This window comes from Sphaerothrix gracilis Ecp01, from assembly GCF_030405905.1.
Taxonomy (GTDB): Bacteria; Cyanobacteriota; Cyanobacteriia; order Phormidesmidales; family Phormidesmidaceae; genus Sphaerothrix; species Sphaerothrix gracilis.
The window spans coordinates 59,203-75,791 of the sequence record NZ_JASATW010000019.1; the positions used below are offsets into that span (position 1 = coordinate 59,203).

General features: G+C 51.6%; 17 protein-coding genes and 1 tRNA gene. 10 read left to right on the forward strand and 8 right to left on the reverse strand.

Going from position 1 to position 16,589, the window contains the following annotated elements; all coding sequences use genetic code 11:
- Positions 1-50 precede the first annotated feature (50 nt).
- The gene (locus tag QJQ48_RS19570; RefSeq protein WP_346292937.1) at positions 51-836 is read right to left on the reverse strand and encodes a PspA/IM30 family protein; all 786 of its coding nucleotides are present in this window, start codon (positions 834-836) and stop codon (positions 51-53) included.
- Positions 837-1,754: 918 nt separating this feature from the next.
- Here QJQ48_RS19570 and QJQ48_RS19575 point away from each other — a divergent pair.
- Together QJQ48_RS19575 and QJQ48_RS19580 are read left to right on the forward strand one after the other, a co-directional pair.
- Positions 1,755-2,027: an Npun_R1517 family heterocyst differentiation transcriptional regulator gene (locus QJQ48_RS19575; protein WP_346292938.1), complete on the forward strand. Its 273-nt coding sequence runs from the start codon at positions 1,755-1,757 to the stop codon at positions 2,025-2,027.
- 149 nt (positions 2,028-2,176) lie between these two features.
- A tRNA-Glu gene (locus tag QJQ48_RS19580) sits at positions 2,177-2,249 on the forward strand.
- A gap of 481 nt (positions 2,250-2,730) precedes the next feature.
- Here the strand turns inward: QJQ48_RS19580 and cas2 are convergent.
- Both cas2 and cas6 read right to left on the reverse strand, forming a co-directional pair.
- On the reverse strand, positions 2,731-2,982 hold the full coding sequence (gene cas2 / locus QJQ48_RS19585) for a CRISPR-associated endonuclease Cas2 (RefSeq protein WP_346292976.1): 252 nt from the start codon (positions 2,980-2,982) through the stop codon (positions 2,731-2,733).
- A 91-nt stretch (positions 2,983-3,073) separates the two neighbouring features.
- Entirely contained in the window at positions 3,074-3,979 is a 906-nt protein-coding gene (cas6, locus tag QJQ48_RS19590; protein WP_346292939.1) for a CRISPR-associated endoribonuclease Cas6, read from the reverse strand.
- Between the two features lie 195 nt (positions 3,980-4,174).
- Here cas6 and QJQ48_RS19595 point away from each other — a divergent pair, with 195 nt between their 5' ends.
- The 3 genes from QJQ48_RS19595 (at position 4,175) to QJQ48_RS19605 (ending at position 5,770) form a co-directional block, all read left to right on the forward strand.
- A complete protein-coding gene (locus QJQ48_RS19595; protein WP_346292940.1) occupies positions 4,175-4,408 on the forward strand; it encodes a hypothetical protein in 234 nt (77 codons plus the stop codon).
- A gap of 56 nt (positions 4,409-4,464) precedes the next feature.
- Positions 4,465-5,345, forward strand: a protein-coding gene (locus QJQ48_RS19600; RefSeq protein WP_346292941.1) for an IS630 family transposase whose coding sequence is annotated in 2 segments (ribosomal slippage) — positions 4,465-4,794 and positions 4,797-5,345 — 879 coding nt in all. Because the reading frame shifts where the segments join, the coding sequence is not laid out codon by codon here.
- A gap of 38 nt (positions 5,346-5,383) precedes the next feature.
- Complete coding sequence (locus QJQ48_RS19605) at positions 5,384-5,770, forward strand: WCX domain-containing protein (protein ID WP_346292942.1); 387 nt, start codon at positions 5,384-5,386, stop codon at positions 5,768-5,770.
- Here the strand turns inward: QJQ48_RS19605 and rdgB are convergent.
- The gene (gene rdgB, locus QJQ48_RS19610; protein WP_346292943.1) at positions 5,767-6,345 is read right to left on the reverse strand and encodes an RdgB/HAM1 family non-canonical purine NTP pyrophosphatase; all 579 of its coding nucleotides are present in this window, start codon (positions 6,343-6,345) and stop codon (positions 5,767-5,769) included. The two genes, QJQ48_RS19605 and rdgB, sit on opposite strands and share 4 nt — an antisense overlap.
- Here rdgB and QJQ48_RS19615 point away from each other — a divergent pair.
- Positions 6,345-6,485: a hypothetical protein gene (locus tag QJQ48_RS19615; RefSeq protein ID WP_346292944.1), complete on the forward strand. Its 141-nt coding sequence runs from the start codon at positions 6,345-6,347 to the stop codon at positions 6,483-6,485. The genes rdgB and QJQ48_RS19615 overlap by 1 nt on opposite strands.
- A 25-nt stretch (positions 6,486-6,510) precedes the next feature.
- Here QJQ48_RS19615 and QJQ48_RS19620 read toward each other — a convergent pair whose 3' ends face one another.
- From QJQ48_RS19620 to QJQ48_RS19630, 3 genes are all read right to left on the reverse strand, one after another.
- Positions 6,511-7,146, reverse strand: a complete 636-nt coding sequence (locus QJQ48_RS19620) for a hypothetical protein (RefSeq protein WP_346292945.1) — start codon at positions 7,144-7,146, stop codon at positions 6,511-6,513.
- 178 nt (positions 7,147-7,324) lie between these two features.
- On the reverse strand, positions 7,325-8,263 hold the full coding sequence (locus QJQ48_RS19625) for an S-layer homology domain-containing protein (protein ID WP_346292946.1): 939 nt from the start codon (positions 8,261-8,263) through the stop codon (positions 7,325-7,327).
- A gap of 39 nt (positions 8,264-8,302) precedes the next feature.
- Positions 8,303-9,226 (reverse strand): DUF2382 domain-containing protein, encoded by a 924-nt coding sequence (locus QJQ48_RS19630; RefSeq protein ID WP_346292947.1) that lies wholly within the window; start codon positions 9,224-9,226, stop codon positions 8,303-8,305.
- Positions 9,227-9,502: 276 nt separating this feature from the next.
- Between QJQ48_RS19630 and QJQ48_RS19635 the strand changes: the two genes are divergently transcribed.
- Positions 9,503-10,138 carry a hypothetical protein gene (locus QJQ48_RS19635; RefSeq protein ID WP_346292948.1) on the forward strand — a complete coding sequence of 212 codons (636 nt, stop codon included), beginning with the start codon at positions 9,503-9,505 and terminating at the stop codon, positions 10,136-10,138.
- Positions 10,139-10,476: 338 nt separating this feature from the next.
- Positions 10,477-13,050, forward strand: a complete 2,574-nt coding sequence (locus QJQ48_RS19640; RefSeq protein WP_346292949.1) for a GH116 family glycosyl hydrolase — start codon at positions 10,477-10,479, stop codon at positions 13,048-13,050.
- Between the two features lie 63 nt (positions 13,051-13,113).
- Here the strand turns inward: QJQ48_RS19640 and QJQ48_RS19645 are convergent, their stop codons facing one another.
- Positions 13,114-13,545 carry a CAAD domain-containing protein gene (locus QJQ48_RS19645; RefSeq protein ID WP_346292950.1) on the reverse strand — a complete coding sequence of 144 codons (432 nt, stop codon included), beginning with the start codon at positions 13,543-13,545 and terminating at the stop codon, positions 13,114-13,116.
- A gap of 632 nt (positions 13,546-14,177) precedes the next feature.
- Here QJQ48_RS19645 and hflX point away from each other — a divergent pair.
- Together hflX and QJQ48_RS19655 are read left to right on the forward strand one after the other, a co-directional pair.
- Positions 14,178-15,869, forward strand: a complete 1,692-nt coding sequence (gene hflX, locus QJQ48_RS19650; RefSeq protein ID WP_346292951.1) for a GTPase HflX — start codon at positions 14,178-14,180, stop codon at positions 15,867-15,869.
- A gap of 123 nt (positions 15,870-15,992) precedes the next feature.
- Positions 15,993-16,547, forward strand: a complete 555-nt coding sequence (locus QJQ48_RS19655; RefSeq protein WP_346292952.1) for a GNAT family N-acetyltransferase — start codon at positions 15,993-15,995, stop codon at positions 16,545-16,547.
- Positions 16,548-16,589: the final 42 nt, after the last annotated feature.

The following is a 16,589-nucleotide window of genomic DNA, read 5'->3' on the forward strand; positions in this document are numbered from 1 at the left end:
TGAGGCGCAGAACTCATGGATCTTCTAAATCTTTGAGTCTGTACCCGGTATTAGAGCTGATCGAGCTGAGACTTGAGCGCTTCTAGCTCAGCATCTACGGCTTCGTCCTTAGCATCGTCTTTGGGTTCTGTAGCGGGCGTTTCAGCAGCGGGCAGGGCACCCTGGTCGGGAGCCGCGCCACCGAGTACCTGAGCCTTCATTGCGGCTAGCTCATCATCGACATCATTACCCGCTTCTAAGGCAGCAAACTGACTTTCTAAATCAGCTCCAGCCAGTTCGTGAGCCGCCTGTGACCGAGCTTCTAGCTGCAAAATCTTTTCTTCCATGCGATCGAAGGCACCCATCGCACTGCCAGTGCTCATGCGGCCCATCGTATTCTGCAACTGCTCGTTAGCCTTAGCCGCGCTGGCCCTAGCCTTGAGCATATCTTTTTTGGTTTTGGCCTCAGAAATTTTGCTCTCTAGGGCAATGAGGTTTTTCTTCAGCGTGTCTACTGTAGCTTCTTGCTGATCGAGCTGCGCTTTAAGAGCGGCTGAGGTTTCTGACTGCGCTTTTTTGCGGACTAAGGCTTCGCGGGCTAAGCTTTCATCTCCCTTCTGGATGGCTAGCTGTGCCCGCTGCTGCCAGGTGTTGGCCTCGGCCTGAGCGCGATTTTGCTGCTGCTGCACGCGCTTCTGACTGGCGATCGCGCTGGCAACCGCCTGGCGCATCTGCACCAAATCTTCCTGCATATCAATGATGGCTTGATCCAAAATCTTTTCAGGATCCTCAGCAGCACTGACCGCCGCATTCAGATTGGAGCGAACAACTCGGCTCACGCGATCGAATAAACCCATGACTCTATTTATCCCTTCTAACTCTGATGTTCTCTCATAAGACAACTGGCAAGCCTTTTGCGATAGCTTGCTTCAGCCGCAGCAAGCCCCAAAGAGGCATCTAGGGCTATGGAACAGTCTTAGCACATTTGAGAGGGGATGGCGGCGATCGCGCAGGGTGGCTTTATGTTTAGCTAAATAGGGGAAGCGTCTTGAGTCTAAAAGCGGCTGTCTGCAGCACCTAACAAAATATTCTCAATAAAGGTTATGTGTTGTTTGCTACAGTCTGCTTTTATGGCATAGACAAGCTAGAGGCCGGCAGAAGTCCTGTATTTGGGCATAACGGTCACCGACTGTAGCGGTTTTTGAGGACATCTATAAGACTGCTCGGCCAGTTTACCAAGTATCCGTATCTCAAATTCAATCAGTTATCAAATAAAGGCTTTATCTGCAAACATACTGAGTCATCATTTAAGCCAAAAGCTTGTGAAGATTGTCTAATAAATTATCAACATCAACTCGAATATAAAGACTTGATGAAATGAATGTATAGATAACTTGAATCTTGCAATCTAAACGGCAGACATAAAATTTTTCGGAGACATTTTGCGGTTTGATTAAACTGTGGTGTATCTGCTGTAGCCCAATAGAATAGGGCAATTTATCATTCCGCTCTGCTTTTAAGGCATTGACCCAGGTAATATTTATTGCTTGGTGATTTGACCCAATTCGCGGTAAATGCTGATAAAAATGCGTTTTGAGAAGATGGTTTCAGCTATTTAGCGGATTCTTACTTGAAATGAGTAATGTTAGTTTTTAGATATAAATAAGTCTTGAATTTTCAAAGTGAAAAGTTCCTACTTCAGGATTTCAATTTTAGCCAGTAGGATCCACACTTTTCCCTTAGGACTCGGTTAACAGCTCATTGGTTTTTGAAGAATGAACAGTTCGCTTAATCCAACTCCTGATGATATGCCCGGTGTATATGAGTGTGAAATCCACCTCAAATTTCGCCTGATTGAAGAGAACTTGCCCGTTCGCGATCGCGAACAACTCATTCAGCTACTGGTTGATGCTTTTGCCTATGGCAGCGATGACTATCTAGAAACGCTTCACACCGATGTTCAGGTGCAACAGCTTTCTGAGCTAGAGGCTTCCCCCCAGCTTCGTCGTCAGCTTATTCGCCTGCGCAATTCTGTCTGCTCCGCTTGACCACTACCTGTTTCATACCTGAGGGGTCTCACATCTGAGGGTACAGCGCATAAGCTTAATATCGTCGGTAGAAAAATCTCAAAAATTTTTTTGCTGTAAATTGACACTGGCAGCGCAGTTCGGTATATTGGAAAACGTTGAAAGGCTGTGCCCCCATCGTCTAGAGGCCTAGGACACCTCCCTTTCACGGAGGCGACGGGGATTCGAATTCCCCTGGGGGTATTACTACTAGGCTACGAAGCATCAAGCCCTGAGAGCAGCAAAAGCCCTCAGGGCTTTGATTTGGTTTGGGTGGAACGCCAAGCGAGTCGTAGAACAGGCGTTCACTTATGTGGTTTCAATCCCTGAGAGGGCTTTGGTTTGGTTGGAACCTGCTGCCGGGAAATTGTCTCCCTCGTCACGTCATTGTTTCAATCCCTGAGAGGGCTTTGGTTTGGTTGGAACGGCGGGGCTTGCAAAGGGTTATGGTATTTGGTTTTCCAGGTTCGGATGCGCGGATTGCCCAAATCATAGCGTCTTAACTAGAGAAAAGCTAATTTAAGCATGGAAGAAATTGTATGAAATCCAAGAAAAACAAGGCGTATAGCCGTTGCGCGGATTGTTCAAGCCAGAGCGATCGCCGAAAGCATTATTCAGTAAGGATTTGAGCATGATTGAGAGTATTCAAGCCATCAAACACCTGCCCACTCGCGCAGACTAATACTTAGGCAAAAAAGACCGTATCATCTCGAACCGCCTCACCTCCAATACGCTCCACCTTTCGCTGACAGCACTCACACAAAAAATAGAAGCGGATACTATCTTCCTCCGATTTAATCAATTTATTCAAGCGGTTGCGCAGCTTTGTGTACTGAGTTGCTGTCAAACTACACTCGAACACGCTGAACTGCATCCACTGACCAAATGAACATCGTTCCTCAACTGGAAATCGTTTTGACACCTTGAAGATATTCATAGCTGCTGCAAAAGCAACTTGATACACCTCCAAATCTCGATAAACTTTCACAAACTTACCCATATGCAACCCATTGGATATATCCGTTCCCCTAAACATTCCCACCCCTCAACTCCTCTACCCTTCCACCCCTCCGACACATCCCCATCCCCATCGGCGTCTTCCGCCCAACTCCGGCATAGAGGGCAAAGTCAGCTAGCGTATTGAGCTGTTTAAGAGTAGTTGCATCAACCTGTCCCAAGATTCGGTAAGTAACCTTGCCGACACAGCCAGTGAACTGATTGCAGGCATAGGTTTTTGCTCCGGTATCTTGAAACTGACTGCGCGGATCAGTGGCAACTTCTGTGCGAATATCGAAGTAACTAGGTCGCAGAAACTCTAGAATTTCTAACGAAAACTCCAGCCCACTATAGTAGTTCCAGCGGCGCAACAGGCTGCCAAAAACTCGATCGGGAGTTGGCATAGCAGAGTCGAATTTGCTTTGGCGAAAAGCCGTGGGCGTGTAGAACTGAAGCGTCAGCTTGCGTTCTTGATCTGAGGCTTGCTCATAGAGCTGCTCATAATTGCAGAAGTCGGCCCAGGGCTGGGTGCTTTGCGGTGTTCCTAAAATGCTGGTGACATGTAAATTAGCAGGCCCTAAGTGCCAAGGTTTCTCAGGATTGAGATTGAGCCAGAGCTGAGTGAGGCGGCCAAAGAGGCGATCGTCTAGTAAGGAAATGCGCCACCAGCAGGGGGTACCGGAGGAAATAGGCTGACGATAGGTCCACTGCAGCGGCGATTTAGCCAGATTTTGCGGTTGCCTGCGGTGCTGTTTCAGGAGCTGCAAAGGGCTTAGCGTAAAGGATTTATTGCCTTGGTTGGCGTGAAGTTGGTCGCCCATTTCAGCATCGACAGTGCTGACCAGGCTGAGAAAGAGGGCGTGGAGATGCCTGCCGGAAGTGAAGCCAGGGGGAATTGGGGATTCGGGCAGGAGATTAAGGACGAGGCTATGGGGCATGGCGAGGTAGTTTCTCCGTTTGGTTGACTCAGCGTGTTCCCTATGAGCAATGCCTGCGCTAAAACCCGGAGCAGCAATTCGAGGTCTTCAAGGACTTGGTAGCTGCAATTGATTGCTGACTGTGATGGGTATTTGATGCGCGATCGCAGGTCTTCTAGGCGATTGAGGAGATGACTGTATTGCGGCAGGTTAAGTATGGTAGATGCCGGACACATTAACGAGGCCAAAAGTGTAATTACACTTTTACTAAGCTACGGAGATCTTGAGCCGCCGCTGAAGCAGAGCCTTATGCAGCAGGTTAGCCAGCCCATAGAGGGCTATCGGCTACAGCTAGAGCAGTTCATCAACCAGCAGCAGCCTTTCCTAGTCAGTTATGGAAGACCAGACCAGTCACTCTTTGACTTCACGGTTTACTACGCAGAACTATAGCTGTAGCCAATCAGGTTAGGACATAGACTGGAATAAGTTGATACGGTTACTTGACAATGGCTCGACCCTACAGCGAAGACTTCCGGCAAAAAGTGATTGAGGCGATCGAGTTGGATGGTCTCAAGAAAAGTGAGGCTAGTGAATTGTTCCGCATTAGTCGCAATACGATTAATCTCTGGTTTCAGCGCCAAGCCAAAACAGGCCATCTCAAGCCAAAATCGAGAAAAGGCAATAGTCGAGCTGCTAAGATTACCGACTGGCAGGCATTTCGCGTTTTTGTCGCAGAACATCGCAACTGCACCCAAGCCGAGATGGCCGCCCTATGGCCAGAGCCGATTAGCCAACGGACTATCTCAAGGGCGCTGCAGAAGATCAACTTCACGCGAAAAAAAAGACCTATGGCTACCATCAACGCGATGAAGCCAAGCGCAGCGACTTCCAGGAGCAAGTCGGCGATGACCCTAGAGCCTGCCATATAGTCTATGTCGATGAAGCTGGCATGGACGAACGGGATGATTATGGGTACGCCTATGCCCCGGTAGGGGAGCGGGTCTATGACCTCAAGTCAGGCCGGCGCCAGGGACGCATCAACATGATAGCGGGGTATCGAGGCACTGAGCTGATAGCCCCCTTCACCATCGAGGGGGCCTGTAATCGGAGAGTTTTTGAGACCTGGTTAGAAACCTGCCTGATTCCTGCCTTACAGCCTGGGGACTGGGTGATTCTTGATAATGCCACCTTTCATCATGGCGGTCGCATTGCCGAGTTGATAGCAGCAGCCAAGTGTCGTCTGCTTTATCTGCCGCCTTATTCACCAGACCTCAATCGCATTGAAAAGTGTTGGGCCTGGCTGAAAAGCCGGATTCGCAAGCAGTTCGCGTTGTCGGCCAATTTGCGCACAGCGATGGAGGACGTTCTTAGGCAGGCAGCGTCCTAATAAAAGTGGCTACAGCTATAAATTCAATCGAAAAGCGCTTGTACCTGCAAGTATGGTGCCAGGAGGTAGAAGACAACTACGATATCCCGGAGCTTAAACACAATCGAACGCTACGGCTCGATCGAATTCAGGCACTTGCAGCCATTGACGGTCAATGGCGAGGCCAGCTTGACAGCATTGACGTAGAAATACACTTGCTGAGAGGGCTAGCCAGCGCTTATGAAGCTCGGTTCAATGATGTTGTTGATGAGAGGTCGGATGATCTACGCCGCGTTGTACGCCGTATTCACAACACTTTTTGGTTCTTCCGCGAAGTCCACCGCTACGGGGCCGACTGTGTGATAGTCGGGCCAGAACATGTGCGCGATCGCTATGTCCGTGAGCTAGCTAACATGATGGCTCTCTACGCACCGGAAAATCGCTAGGTAAGCTGCAGCGATCGCAGCTTTGGCAGGAGCTGTTCAAACGCAATACCCCGGTGACTGTGCTGCTCTTTTTGCGATGGTGTCATCTCGGCAAAGGTTTTGCCTAAACGGGGCACATAGAAAATGGGGTCATAGCCGAAGCCACCACTACCCCTGGGGGCGGTCAAGATAGTGCCGGGACAAATGCCTGCGGTTTCCAAGACAATCTGACCCTCTGGCTGAGCTAAGGCAATGGCACAGACAAACTGGGCCTGACGATTGGGGCTGTCTCCCAGCTCGCGCAGCAGGCGTTCGATGCGATCGCGATCGGTTTTGCCATAGCGGGCGGAATAGAGTCCGGGTGCCCCATTGAGGGCGTCTACCTGGAGGCCAGAATCATCGGCGATCGCCCATTTCTCAGTAGCGATCGCCACCTGAGCTGCTTTGAGTCTGGCATTTTCTAAAAAAGTCTGCCCGGTTTCTTCCACCTCAATCTCAGATGGCTTCAGCTCTAGCGTCCAGCCCAGAGGCTGCAGATAGACCTGCATTTCCTTCAGCTTGCCAGGATTTCCTGTCGCCACAACTACCGTCGGCATTGCGCAATGTCCTAAAGTCAGACCAGATTTACCTTTTTAATCTTATCGGCAGCGGCCACGGACTTGGCGACAAACTCGATTGGTTGACAACGGCGATCGCGGCTTACGCCGTGGCAGAGCGTTTTGCCGGAACGGTTTGACTGAGCCAGTGACGACAAGGCTAGGCTATTCGGCAGCGTCAAGTCGCAGAATATATTGGCTGTTAGGTGAAAAAGTAACAATGGCGCGACTAGGATTGCTGGGCGGTGAAATCAAATCAATCAGGATATCGGCAGCTTGGCCGACCATCGCCCCCTGAATTAGGCTGCTTTCGCGGCCATCGCCTAAAAAGCTGCCAACGCTGCGGCCCAGAGACACAAGCTGCGGTGGAGCATTAGTAGGGACCACTGGCGGCGGCGTCTCAATTCGGCTCGGCGGTACGATGTCGCTGGTGGCCTGCAGCGGAATGAGCTGTCCGTTGACTAAAACCGCTTCGGTAACAATGCGAACGCCATTGGCGCTGGGGACTAAGCGAGCCTCAATAGGGCAATCAGCGGCGATCGCAATGTTGCCTGTGCGATAAAAAATGGGCTGAGCTAGATAGAGAGTAGTCGGAACGGCAGTGCCGCTGACGGCGCTCAGGTCAAGCTCGATCGCTTCTGGCACTTTGACGACTATGGCCGCGTAATCGGTCACGATTTGCGCTAGCTCGGTGGGTTCTGGCAGGGGCGCGATGGGGAACTGTTCAGGCTGCGTCTGAGCAATGGCGGCGGGGGCAAAGAAGAGAGCGATCGCAGAGGTCAGGCAGGCAGATGCGTTCATTTTGCAGCTTCTCCAAGATTGGGGGGACATCGGTGGGTTAGCCGATGTGTCTAAGATGGCTGTTCTGGGATAGCTACGTCGATACAGAAAACTCAGGACTTGTGTTCTGGGAGAGAGTTCTGGATCGATAACGAACTTGACTGCAGAATTCAGGTTTGTTCAGGGCAGGAGGCTGTCGCTAATCCGCTGTCTCAGGTGCTGATTCAGGCCCAATCACAAACTGAGAAAGCTCCGCCGTTTCAGGCAGCGGCTCTAGTTTGTTCTCATAGACGAGTGCCTGATAAATCAGGGCTGCCGCCCCACCGCGACTGATGGGTTCATTGGGGTTTAACACACTCGGCTCAGGATGGTTAACAACTAGCCCTTTTTGAGTAGCTAGGGCGATTTGATCGAGGGCATAGTCAGGAATCTGAGCCGCGTCGGTATAGTATTCGCTTAAATCTAGTTCAGTCTCTGGGGCGTCATCGTTAGCGGCTGTGACGGCGGGCGCGGCTGTAGGGGGTGGCGGGGCAGCTGTAGTCGGTAGCGCAAAAAGCTGCATCATCGCGGTTCCAGCGAGAGGAAAGGCTAACTGGTTGGGCGTTTTCCCTTGTTGTCTGACAGGTTGCACCGTCTTAGCCGCAGCGGGAACGGCTGCCACCGGAACGGCTTCTTCCTGGAGAGCGAGTCCTTCCACCAGGGCCACTATGGCATTAGCACGGCTAATTTCAGTTTTTGGCTCAAACTCATTAGGGTCAGGCGTGCCCATAAAGCCCATTTCATAAGCTTCCTCGATGGCCGTGCTGGCCCAGTAGTTATCTGGCACATCGGCAAAGGCGCTAGCCTGGGGCAAAGCCCGGATCGTTTCCGTGTCAAAGGCTTGGCGAATAACAGCGGCATATTCATCACGGTCAATCGGCTGTTCGGGTCTGAAGGTGCCGTCAGGATAGCCCGTCAGGATTTCGGCCTGACTGAGCTGCTGAATAATCGGCTGGGCCCAATAGTCTGCGGGGACATCCGGATAGGGAGTTTGAGCCTCAGCAACGAGCAAAAAAGCGCCTGGCAGCAGAGCGATCGCTCCCGTTCCGCCGATAATGGCAGTTACTTTTTGGCTAGACCAATCTTGTTCCAGTCTCACAATATTTCTCTCTATGTTTGAACTACAGCCGGAATGGGTTTATGCCTGACGATCGATGACGTTAGGAGATCCTTCGGTCTGTACGTCAAGTTCTTCACGGCGCAGTGTCTCGCGGGCTGTCACCGTATCCTGCTCAACTTGCTTCTGCAGGTTCACTTCCTCACGAACAAAAACTTCTTTTTGAATGTCAGCTTGCTCTTCATAAATGTCTATTCGAGCTACTTCACCCGCTTGAAAATCTTGATTGACTGGGCGATCGCTTGAGGTTTCCCCGCCTGACCGGGTCGAAATCACAACTTTTTCTTTTTGCACCGGCACTACCACCTCAGCTTGATTAGTTTCCACTTGCTTACTGACAACAACATCGCCAGCTTTATGACGCTGCTTGTCAGTCACTAAGCGTTCCTCATACAAACGCAGGCGCTGATTCTCAGGACTCGTAGTATAGAGTTCAGGCGTCTGCTCATAAATGCTAGCCGGTGGCTCGACGGCAGCGGGATTGCTAGCCGGGTCAGTGGGCGGTTGGGTAACGCTATATCCTTTGATACCAGCTTGCTCTACAGGAACAGACATTTCTACCGGAGCAGAGACTTCAGCACTTCCGGTTCGATAAACTGAGCGAACACGCTCTTCGTAGTCGCGATCAATAGCGTTCAAATCAGCGGGATACTCAGGTAAAGCCTCTACCTGCTGCTTAGTCAAACCTGTGACATAGATACGGGTGTGGTCAGGGGCTTCTACGCAGCGACCAATAGGCAGCAGAACCTGCTTGCCAAATACCCAAAAACCTGTATCAACCACGAAATAGCGAATCCGGTTGGCTTCATCGATCAGGACATCACGAATACTGCCTGCTTTTTCATTGTTGGCCTGAGTATAAACATCTAGCCCTTTAATATCATTACCGTCTAAAAAGCGATCTCTGTAATCTGGATAGCGATCGCTGATTTTGAAGAGTGCCATAGCGCTAATTCAATGAATAAAGACGTTCTAATTTTTGATAGTAATAGCCGTCTTTTCATCAATCATTAGAGATAGATTTTATTGCGAAATTATCTTGCTGAAAAATGAATGTTTAGTAACAGGTCTTGATTAAGAACCATTAAAAAATAAGTTTTCTCAGTCTCAGGGTAGAGACTTGTTTTCTACCAAAAACGTAAGTTAAAAAACATCTGACTTTTGAATCTACTCACTACGTTTTTAGAAGTCTCTCAGGTTTATTTAGGAGCAACCCTCAAGATGACATATCAAGAAGGGGTCAACGAACCTTATTACAAAAATCCTGCCGCACCACCCGTTGTTAATCCTGTCGTTGAATATCACGATCGCGTTCGCTGGGGGCCGATCTTTGCCGGAATCGTTATTTCTATCGCGGCTCAGCTCGTCTTAAGCGCTTTGGGAGCCTCCATTGGCCTGACGGCGGGAGCCAGCGGTACGGCGGCGGGAGCAGTCAGTATCGGCGTGGGAATTTGGGCCATTATTAGCCTGCTTATTGCCTTATTTCTGGGTAGCTGGATTATGGCCAGTACCTGTGGCCCCATGAATAAAAAAACTGCCATGCTTAATGGCACAATTTTATGGGCAACGACGCTGGCAATCAGCGCTTGGCTACTGGCAAGCGGTGTTTCAGGCACGTTTGGAATCGTAGCGGCCAATGCGGGTTCTGTGGTCGATCAGATTCAGGAACCGGGTGGCATCTCTTTGCCTAATCCGGAGGCGGCTGTTCCCAACGTGAATCCCCAGGAAGCGCAGCAATATGCGGCCAATGTGGCTAAAGCGGGCTGGTCATTCTTGTTTGGCTCACTACTGGGATTGGTAGCCTCTCTCATTGGCGCTACAGTGGGTGCGCGCAAGCCCCGTGTCCATACCTCGTAAGTCTCGTTGGGGGGTCACCGTTGCGCCCTTGTGTGGAATATGACTGAAGCAGCTAGTAGATTACAGTTTGTCTGCCAGCTGTTTCCTGGGCTGTAGGTAGTTGCTTGAGCAGAGTTCTAGTTTTGAGGTCACGCGGCTACAGAAATCTCAGTTTAGACTGGGGTTATGACCGACAGCCGCTCATAAAACGCCATGCAATCTGTTCGCGCTCTGCTCAACATCACTATCAGCCTCATTTTGATCAGCTTTATCGGCCTGAGTCTGTTTCGCCTGGCTGTCTTTTTTCTAGAAGCCCAGCACTTAGTCTAAAACCCGCCATCCCTTTGTAAAATCAGGGGATGACAAATTTTCCTGCGCTTCCCCCCATCCCTACCTGTGCCTGGAGCCGCCCGCTAGGACTCGGCTGGCAAACTCCCTACATCGTCCGCTACGCCAGTAATTTAGATGATGGCCCCTGGCATGGTGCGCCCCTGGGCGGTTTCGGGGCCGGCTGCATGGGGCGATCGCCCAGAGGCGACTTTAACCTTTGGCACCTCGACGGCGGCGAACATATTTTTCAAACTTTTCCCGGCTGCCAGTTCAGCCTGTTTGAGCAGGCTGCCGACGGTACGACTCAGGCTTTTGCGCTTTGCACCGAGGCCCCGCAGCAGGAATTGCCAGCCTGGCAGTGGTATCCGCTAGCTGAGGCAGAGACGCGGCAAGCGGGAGACGTGCAGAAGTCTGAAAATCCATCTATTCCGGTATCCCCCCATCCTCAAGTTGCCGACACCGGCACCTATCACGCCCTCTACCCTCGGAGCTGGTTTACTTACAAAAATGTGTTTCAGGCCGAGCTGCACTGCGAGCAGTTTTCGCCCATTTGGGCCAACAGCTATCAGGAAGCCAGCTATCCAGTTGCCGTCTTTGAATGGACGGCACATAACCCCACTGATAAGCCACTAACTCTCAGCCTCTTGCTGAGCTGGCAGAATATGGTGGGCTGGTTTACCAATGCCAACAAGTCACCAGCCGTGCAGCAGCGGGATGATGGCAGTCCGTTTTATGATTACGTCCCTAGAATCGGGCAGAGTGCGGGCAATTTTAATCAGCGGCTGCAGTCTGAGGCGATCGCCGGCTGTTTGATGACGGGAAGCTGGGCCCAGAAGCCGCAGACTCTGCCCGGTGAAGGAGATGGTCAGTGGGCGATCGCCACGGTTCCCCAGCCTGATTTGGAGATTTTCTGTCATACCCGCTGGAATCCGGCCGGAGACGGCAGCGACCTGTGGTCAACCTTTGCCCAAGACGGTTCCCTGAGTGGTTGCCACGATGAAACCCCTGCGGCTGAGGGTGAGCAGACTGGCTGTGCCATTGCTGTTCGCTTCACCTTGCAGCCGGGAGAAACCCGCCAGATTCCCCTGGCACTGGCGTGGGACTTGCCCGTCACTGAGTTTGCGGCTGGCATCTCTGCCTATCGTCGCTATACGGACTTTTTCGGGCGATCGGGGCGCAGCGCGCAAGCGATCGCCCAAACCGCTCTGCAAAACTATAAAACCTGGCAGCAGCAGATCATCGACTGGCAGCAGCCTATTTTAGATCGGGCCGACTTACCTAACTGGTTCAAAATGGCCCTGTTTAATGAGCTGTATGACCTCACCAGTGGTGGAACTCTGTGGACAGCCGCTAGTGAGCAAGATCCGGTGGGACAGTTTGCGGTGCTGGAATGTCTGGACTATCGCTGGTACGAAAGCTTAGACGTGCGGCTCTATGGCGGCTTTGGCCTGCTGCTGTTATGGCCAAAGCTGGAAAAAGCCATTCTCCGCGCCTTTGCCCGCGCCATTCCCACCGCTGACGATACGCTGCGCATCATTGGTTACTACTACACCATTGGCGCAGCTAACCATCAGGCCATTCGCAAGGCTAGAGGGGCTACCCCCCATGACCTCGGCGCTCCCAATGAGCACCCGTTTGTAGCCACCAACTACACCAGCTACCAGGACTGCAACCAGTGGAAAGATCTTGCCAGCGATTTTGTTTTGCAGGTGTACCGAGCCTACAAATTCACTGACGAGACGGATACGGACTTCTTGGTGGAGTGCTGGCCCGCGATCGCGGAAACACTGAAATATCTGAAACAGTTCGACTACGACAGCGACGGCATTCCTGAAAACGGTGGTGCCCCTGATCAAACTTTTGATGACTGGCAGCTCAAAGGCATTAGCGCCTACTGCGGTGGGCTGTGGTTAGCAGCACTAGAGGCCGCGATCGCCATAGGTGAAAGGCTGACGGCGCAGCAGCTTGGCCCCGGCAATTTGCCGATTTTGCTAGCCCAGTATCGGCGCTGGCTGGAACAGGGGCGATCGATTTATCACAAAAAGCTGTGGAACGGGCAGTACTATCGCCTCGATACTGCCAGTGGCTCTGAGGTGGTGATGGCCGATCAGCTCTGCGGTCAGTTTATGGCCCGGCTGTTAGACCTGCCAGACATCGTTGCCCCTGAATTCGCCCAATCTGCATTGGAGTCAATTTATTTCGCCTGTTTCATTCGTTTTAATGAATATGCTGCAAACCGAGCAACACCGCAGAGTCAAAAGTTTGCCGGAGCGCAGAGCGGCAACTTTAGCGCGGCTAGCTTGGGCGTCAAAATTGGCGCGGCTAATGGAGTGCTGCCCAATGGCTCCCCAGAAGATCCCGACGGCACCCATCAGCTCGAAGTTTGGACGGGCATCAATTTTGGTCTAGCGGCCTTTTTAGCTCAGATGGGGATGGCCGATAGAGCCTTAGAAATTACTGAAGCTGTAGTTCGACAAATCTATGAACATGGCCTCCAGTTCCGCACCCCGGAAGCAATCACCTCCGTGGGTACTTTCCGGGCCTGTCATTATCTACGACCGATGGCAATTTGGGGGGTCTATCAGTTGCTGAGCCACCCCTAAACTAAAATCTCTCACCCAGTTGTCTAGACGAGAGATTACGATTGAATAAATTGAATAGGAATACTAAGCGGCCTTCCGACCTAGCACCTGATCCTTCAGTGAGTTAAAGTCTTCTACCAGTTCTTGACGATTAGAAGCCTTGAGTAAATAGCGATAGACAAACCAAATAACATAGCCCAAGCCAATCAGCTCAAACAGCGGTGAGAGCAAGGGAATGTCATTAATAGCACCGAGAACGGCTAGCATCAGCTTGACGGACACCAAAGCGGCAAAGATGAGTCCGATGGTCGTGATGGGTCGCCGGTACTCTTTAAAAAAGTCAGTAACGTACTCAGGTAAGTCCGCCAAAAGGACAGATATCCGCGCCCAAACTTTCTGCCATTGGTCAGGTTCATCAGCCCCAGGTGTTGTGGTTGAAGTGACTGAATTAACGCTGGTGCCAGCAGTCTCGGTAGATTCTGGTAAGGTAGATTCTGGTTTTATGTCAGTGTTCATATTAACTCATCTCAATCACAATCTAAGACTATTTCGCCAGAGAAAAACTCAGCTAGCGTTTGGTAATAGCAGAGTTATAGTCTGAATTATCTGGATTTTCAAATAGCGCTGTGCTTGAACCAAAGTTCAAACAGCTTTTAAATATACAACGGATTACGCCTAGAATTCTCTGCAATCCCAATTAGGCATAGCTCAGCCCGCCATGGCTTAGGCTAAAACTACTCACCAGAGAAGCTTTCTAGCGTTTCTAAGCAACGATTTAAACGCTGTCCATCTATCTGCACTTCCGGATCCCGCGCATATTCCATATCCTTGCTCTGCTCAGTGTAGCGATTGTATCGCTTCTGGATCCGAATAAACCCTGAATAACAGCGGCTTTTATGTGATTTACGCAGCCCCATGAGTTTCAAGTGTCCTTAGCGTTGGTACGTTAAATAGATAACAGCGATTTGTAAATTAGTTGACCTGTACTTGTATCCTCTGCTTCCATAGTTCCTCAGTTTGTCATCAACTGTCTACTCGATATGTAACAGTTAGTTACCATTACGTTTAGTAACTGAGCCGCTCTACGTCTCCCGCTAGACTCTATTAAAATAAGGAGACACGTCCATTAACCTCACGAAAATTTACGCGTGTCTGTTGAAACTATTTATGGACAGCTACAGGGACTCAAGTCCAGCCAGCTAAAGCAGTTAAAACGTCTCTACCATCAGCGTTTACCGGGCGATCGCATTACAACGCCTGAATTCGCCCAACGCCTAGCCGCTATTAGTACCGAAATTGGTCAGCCCGTCTGCGCCTATCTTAACCGCCGGGGTCAGGTCATTCGAGTTGGAGTCGGCAATCCCCGGCAAACTCAAATTCCGCTGCTAGAGCTGCCGCGCTACGGAGCGGAACGGCTTTGTGGCATTCGCTGCGTAGGCACTCAGCTCAAGAAAGAGGCACCAGGGGACGGCGATTTAACCGTAATGGCCCTACAGCGGCTTGACGCTTTGGTGCTGCTCACGCTGACAGGGGCAGGTTTTACCCGACGAGGCGGCGGCGCTACGGGCTATGTGCAATCGGCTTATTTAGCCCATTTAGTCCCCCATCCTGAAGCCAAATGGACAGTTTCACCGCCTTTGAGCTTAGACGTCTTGGCCCAGCAGGATTTTGTCGATCTGACTGAGGGCCTAGAAGCTGAGTTTCGCCGCGAGTATGTGGCTCAGCAGGTCGATACTAGCCATGACCGAGCTTTATTAGTCGGTCTTATGACCCAGCAGGGCGAGTCGGAGCAGTTTCAAAATATGCTGCAGGAACTACAGCGCCTCGTAGAAACGGCAGGTGGCGAGGTGCTAGAGAGTCTCTCGCAAAAACGAGCCCGTCCCCATCCCCAAACGGTAGTGGGGGCGGGTAAGGTGCAGGAAATTGCCCTAACCGCTCAGACCAGAGGGGCTAGTTTAGTGGTCTTCGATCGCGATCTTTCTCCGGCCCAGGTGCGCAACTTGGAAGCTCGCGTGGGAGTGCGGGTGGTGGATCGCACTGAGGTGATTTTAGATATCTTTGCCCAGCGGGCCAAAACCGGAGCCGGAAAGCTGCAGGTGGAGCTAGCCCAGCTAGAGTATCAGCTCCCCCGGCTGACCGGGCGCGGACAGGCGATGTCGCGACTGGGGGGCGGGATTGGTACCCGTGGCCCCGGTGAAACTAAGCTAGAGACTGAGCGCCGAGCCATCCAGCGGCGGATTGCCCGGCTGCAGCGAGAAGTGACCCAGCTTCAGGCTCATCGCTCGCGGATGCGGCAGCAGCGCCAGCGTCAGGATGTGCCGTCCATTGCCGTAGTGGGTTACACCAATGCGGGTAAATCGACCCTGCTCAACGCCCTCACCAATGCCGAAATCTATGCTGCCGATCAGCTCTTTGCCACTTTAGATCCCACCACGCGCCGTCTTACGGCCACCGATGCCGAAACCCACGAGGTGCGATCGCTCGTCCTCACCGATACGGTGGGCTTTATCCACGAGCTGCCGCCTTCCCTCGTCGATGCTTTCCGGGCCACCCTAGAGGAAGTGACTGAGGCCGACGCGCTGCTGCATGTGGTGGATCTCTCCCACCCAGCTTGGCAAAGCCAGATCCGCGCGGTGATGGGTATTTTGTCGGAGATGCCGATTACGCCGGGGCCGATCTTATTGGCGTTTAATAAGCTCGACCAGGTAGATAGCGATACCTTGGCGATCGCCCAGGAAGAATATCCCCAGGCTATCTTTATCTCGGCCCAAGAACGCACTGGCTTAGAAACTCTGCGACAGCGTCTTTTGCAGCTCGTAGACTATGCCCTAGTGCTGTAGGGCGTAAGGTTCACTCTCTAGTTGTTCTCGAAGCCAAGCTACCAAAGACCTATTGATGAGCGATCAGAGCTGGATGGGCGCATCTAAGTGCGATCGCCGCCTTTTAGAAATTTCAGGTAGGGCATGAACAATCCAACAGGCTTTGCGCTAAAGCGTCCTGGCTATTTCGCGCGGCGACTCACACTGCAGGATGCAGACATTCTGCAACGCCTCTATGAGCAATGTACGGCGTTTTTTCACCTGACAGATGGTTTATCCCCAGCGCCAACGGCGGCAAGGGAGGAATTTGACGATCTGCCAGCAGGAAAAACTTCAGCAGACAACTACATCTTTGGCCTATTTAATGCCCAGCAGGAGCTAGCTGGCATGATTGCCGGGATACGGCACTACCCGGATGCGCAAACCTGGTGGATTGGACTGATGATGGTTGCTCCTGAATACCGGGGGCGGGGACTGGGAGCTGACTTTTACAGAGCGTTTGAGCGCTGGGTAGAGGCGCAAGGCATCAGCAAAATTTCTCTGGTAGCGATCGAAGCTAACGAGCGGGGTCTACAGTTTTGGCTGCGAATGGGATTTAAAATAATGCGTAAGACACCCCCGCGCCAATACAAAGCTAAAACCCATGCGGTGTATGTGTTAAGCCAGACTGTTGAACGAATCAGTCCAGCTTTGATATAAGCGGTCTCCTATTGACTGGTTTATGATTTCAGAAGTGGTTTA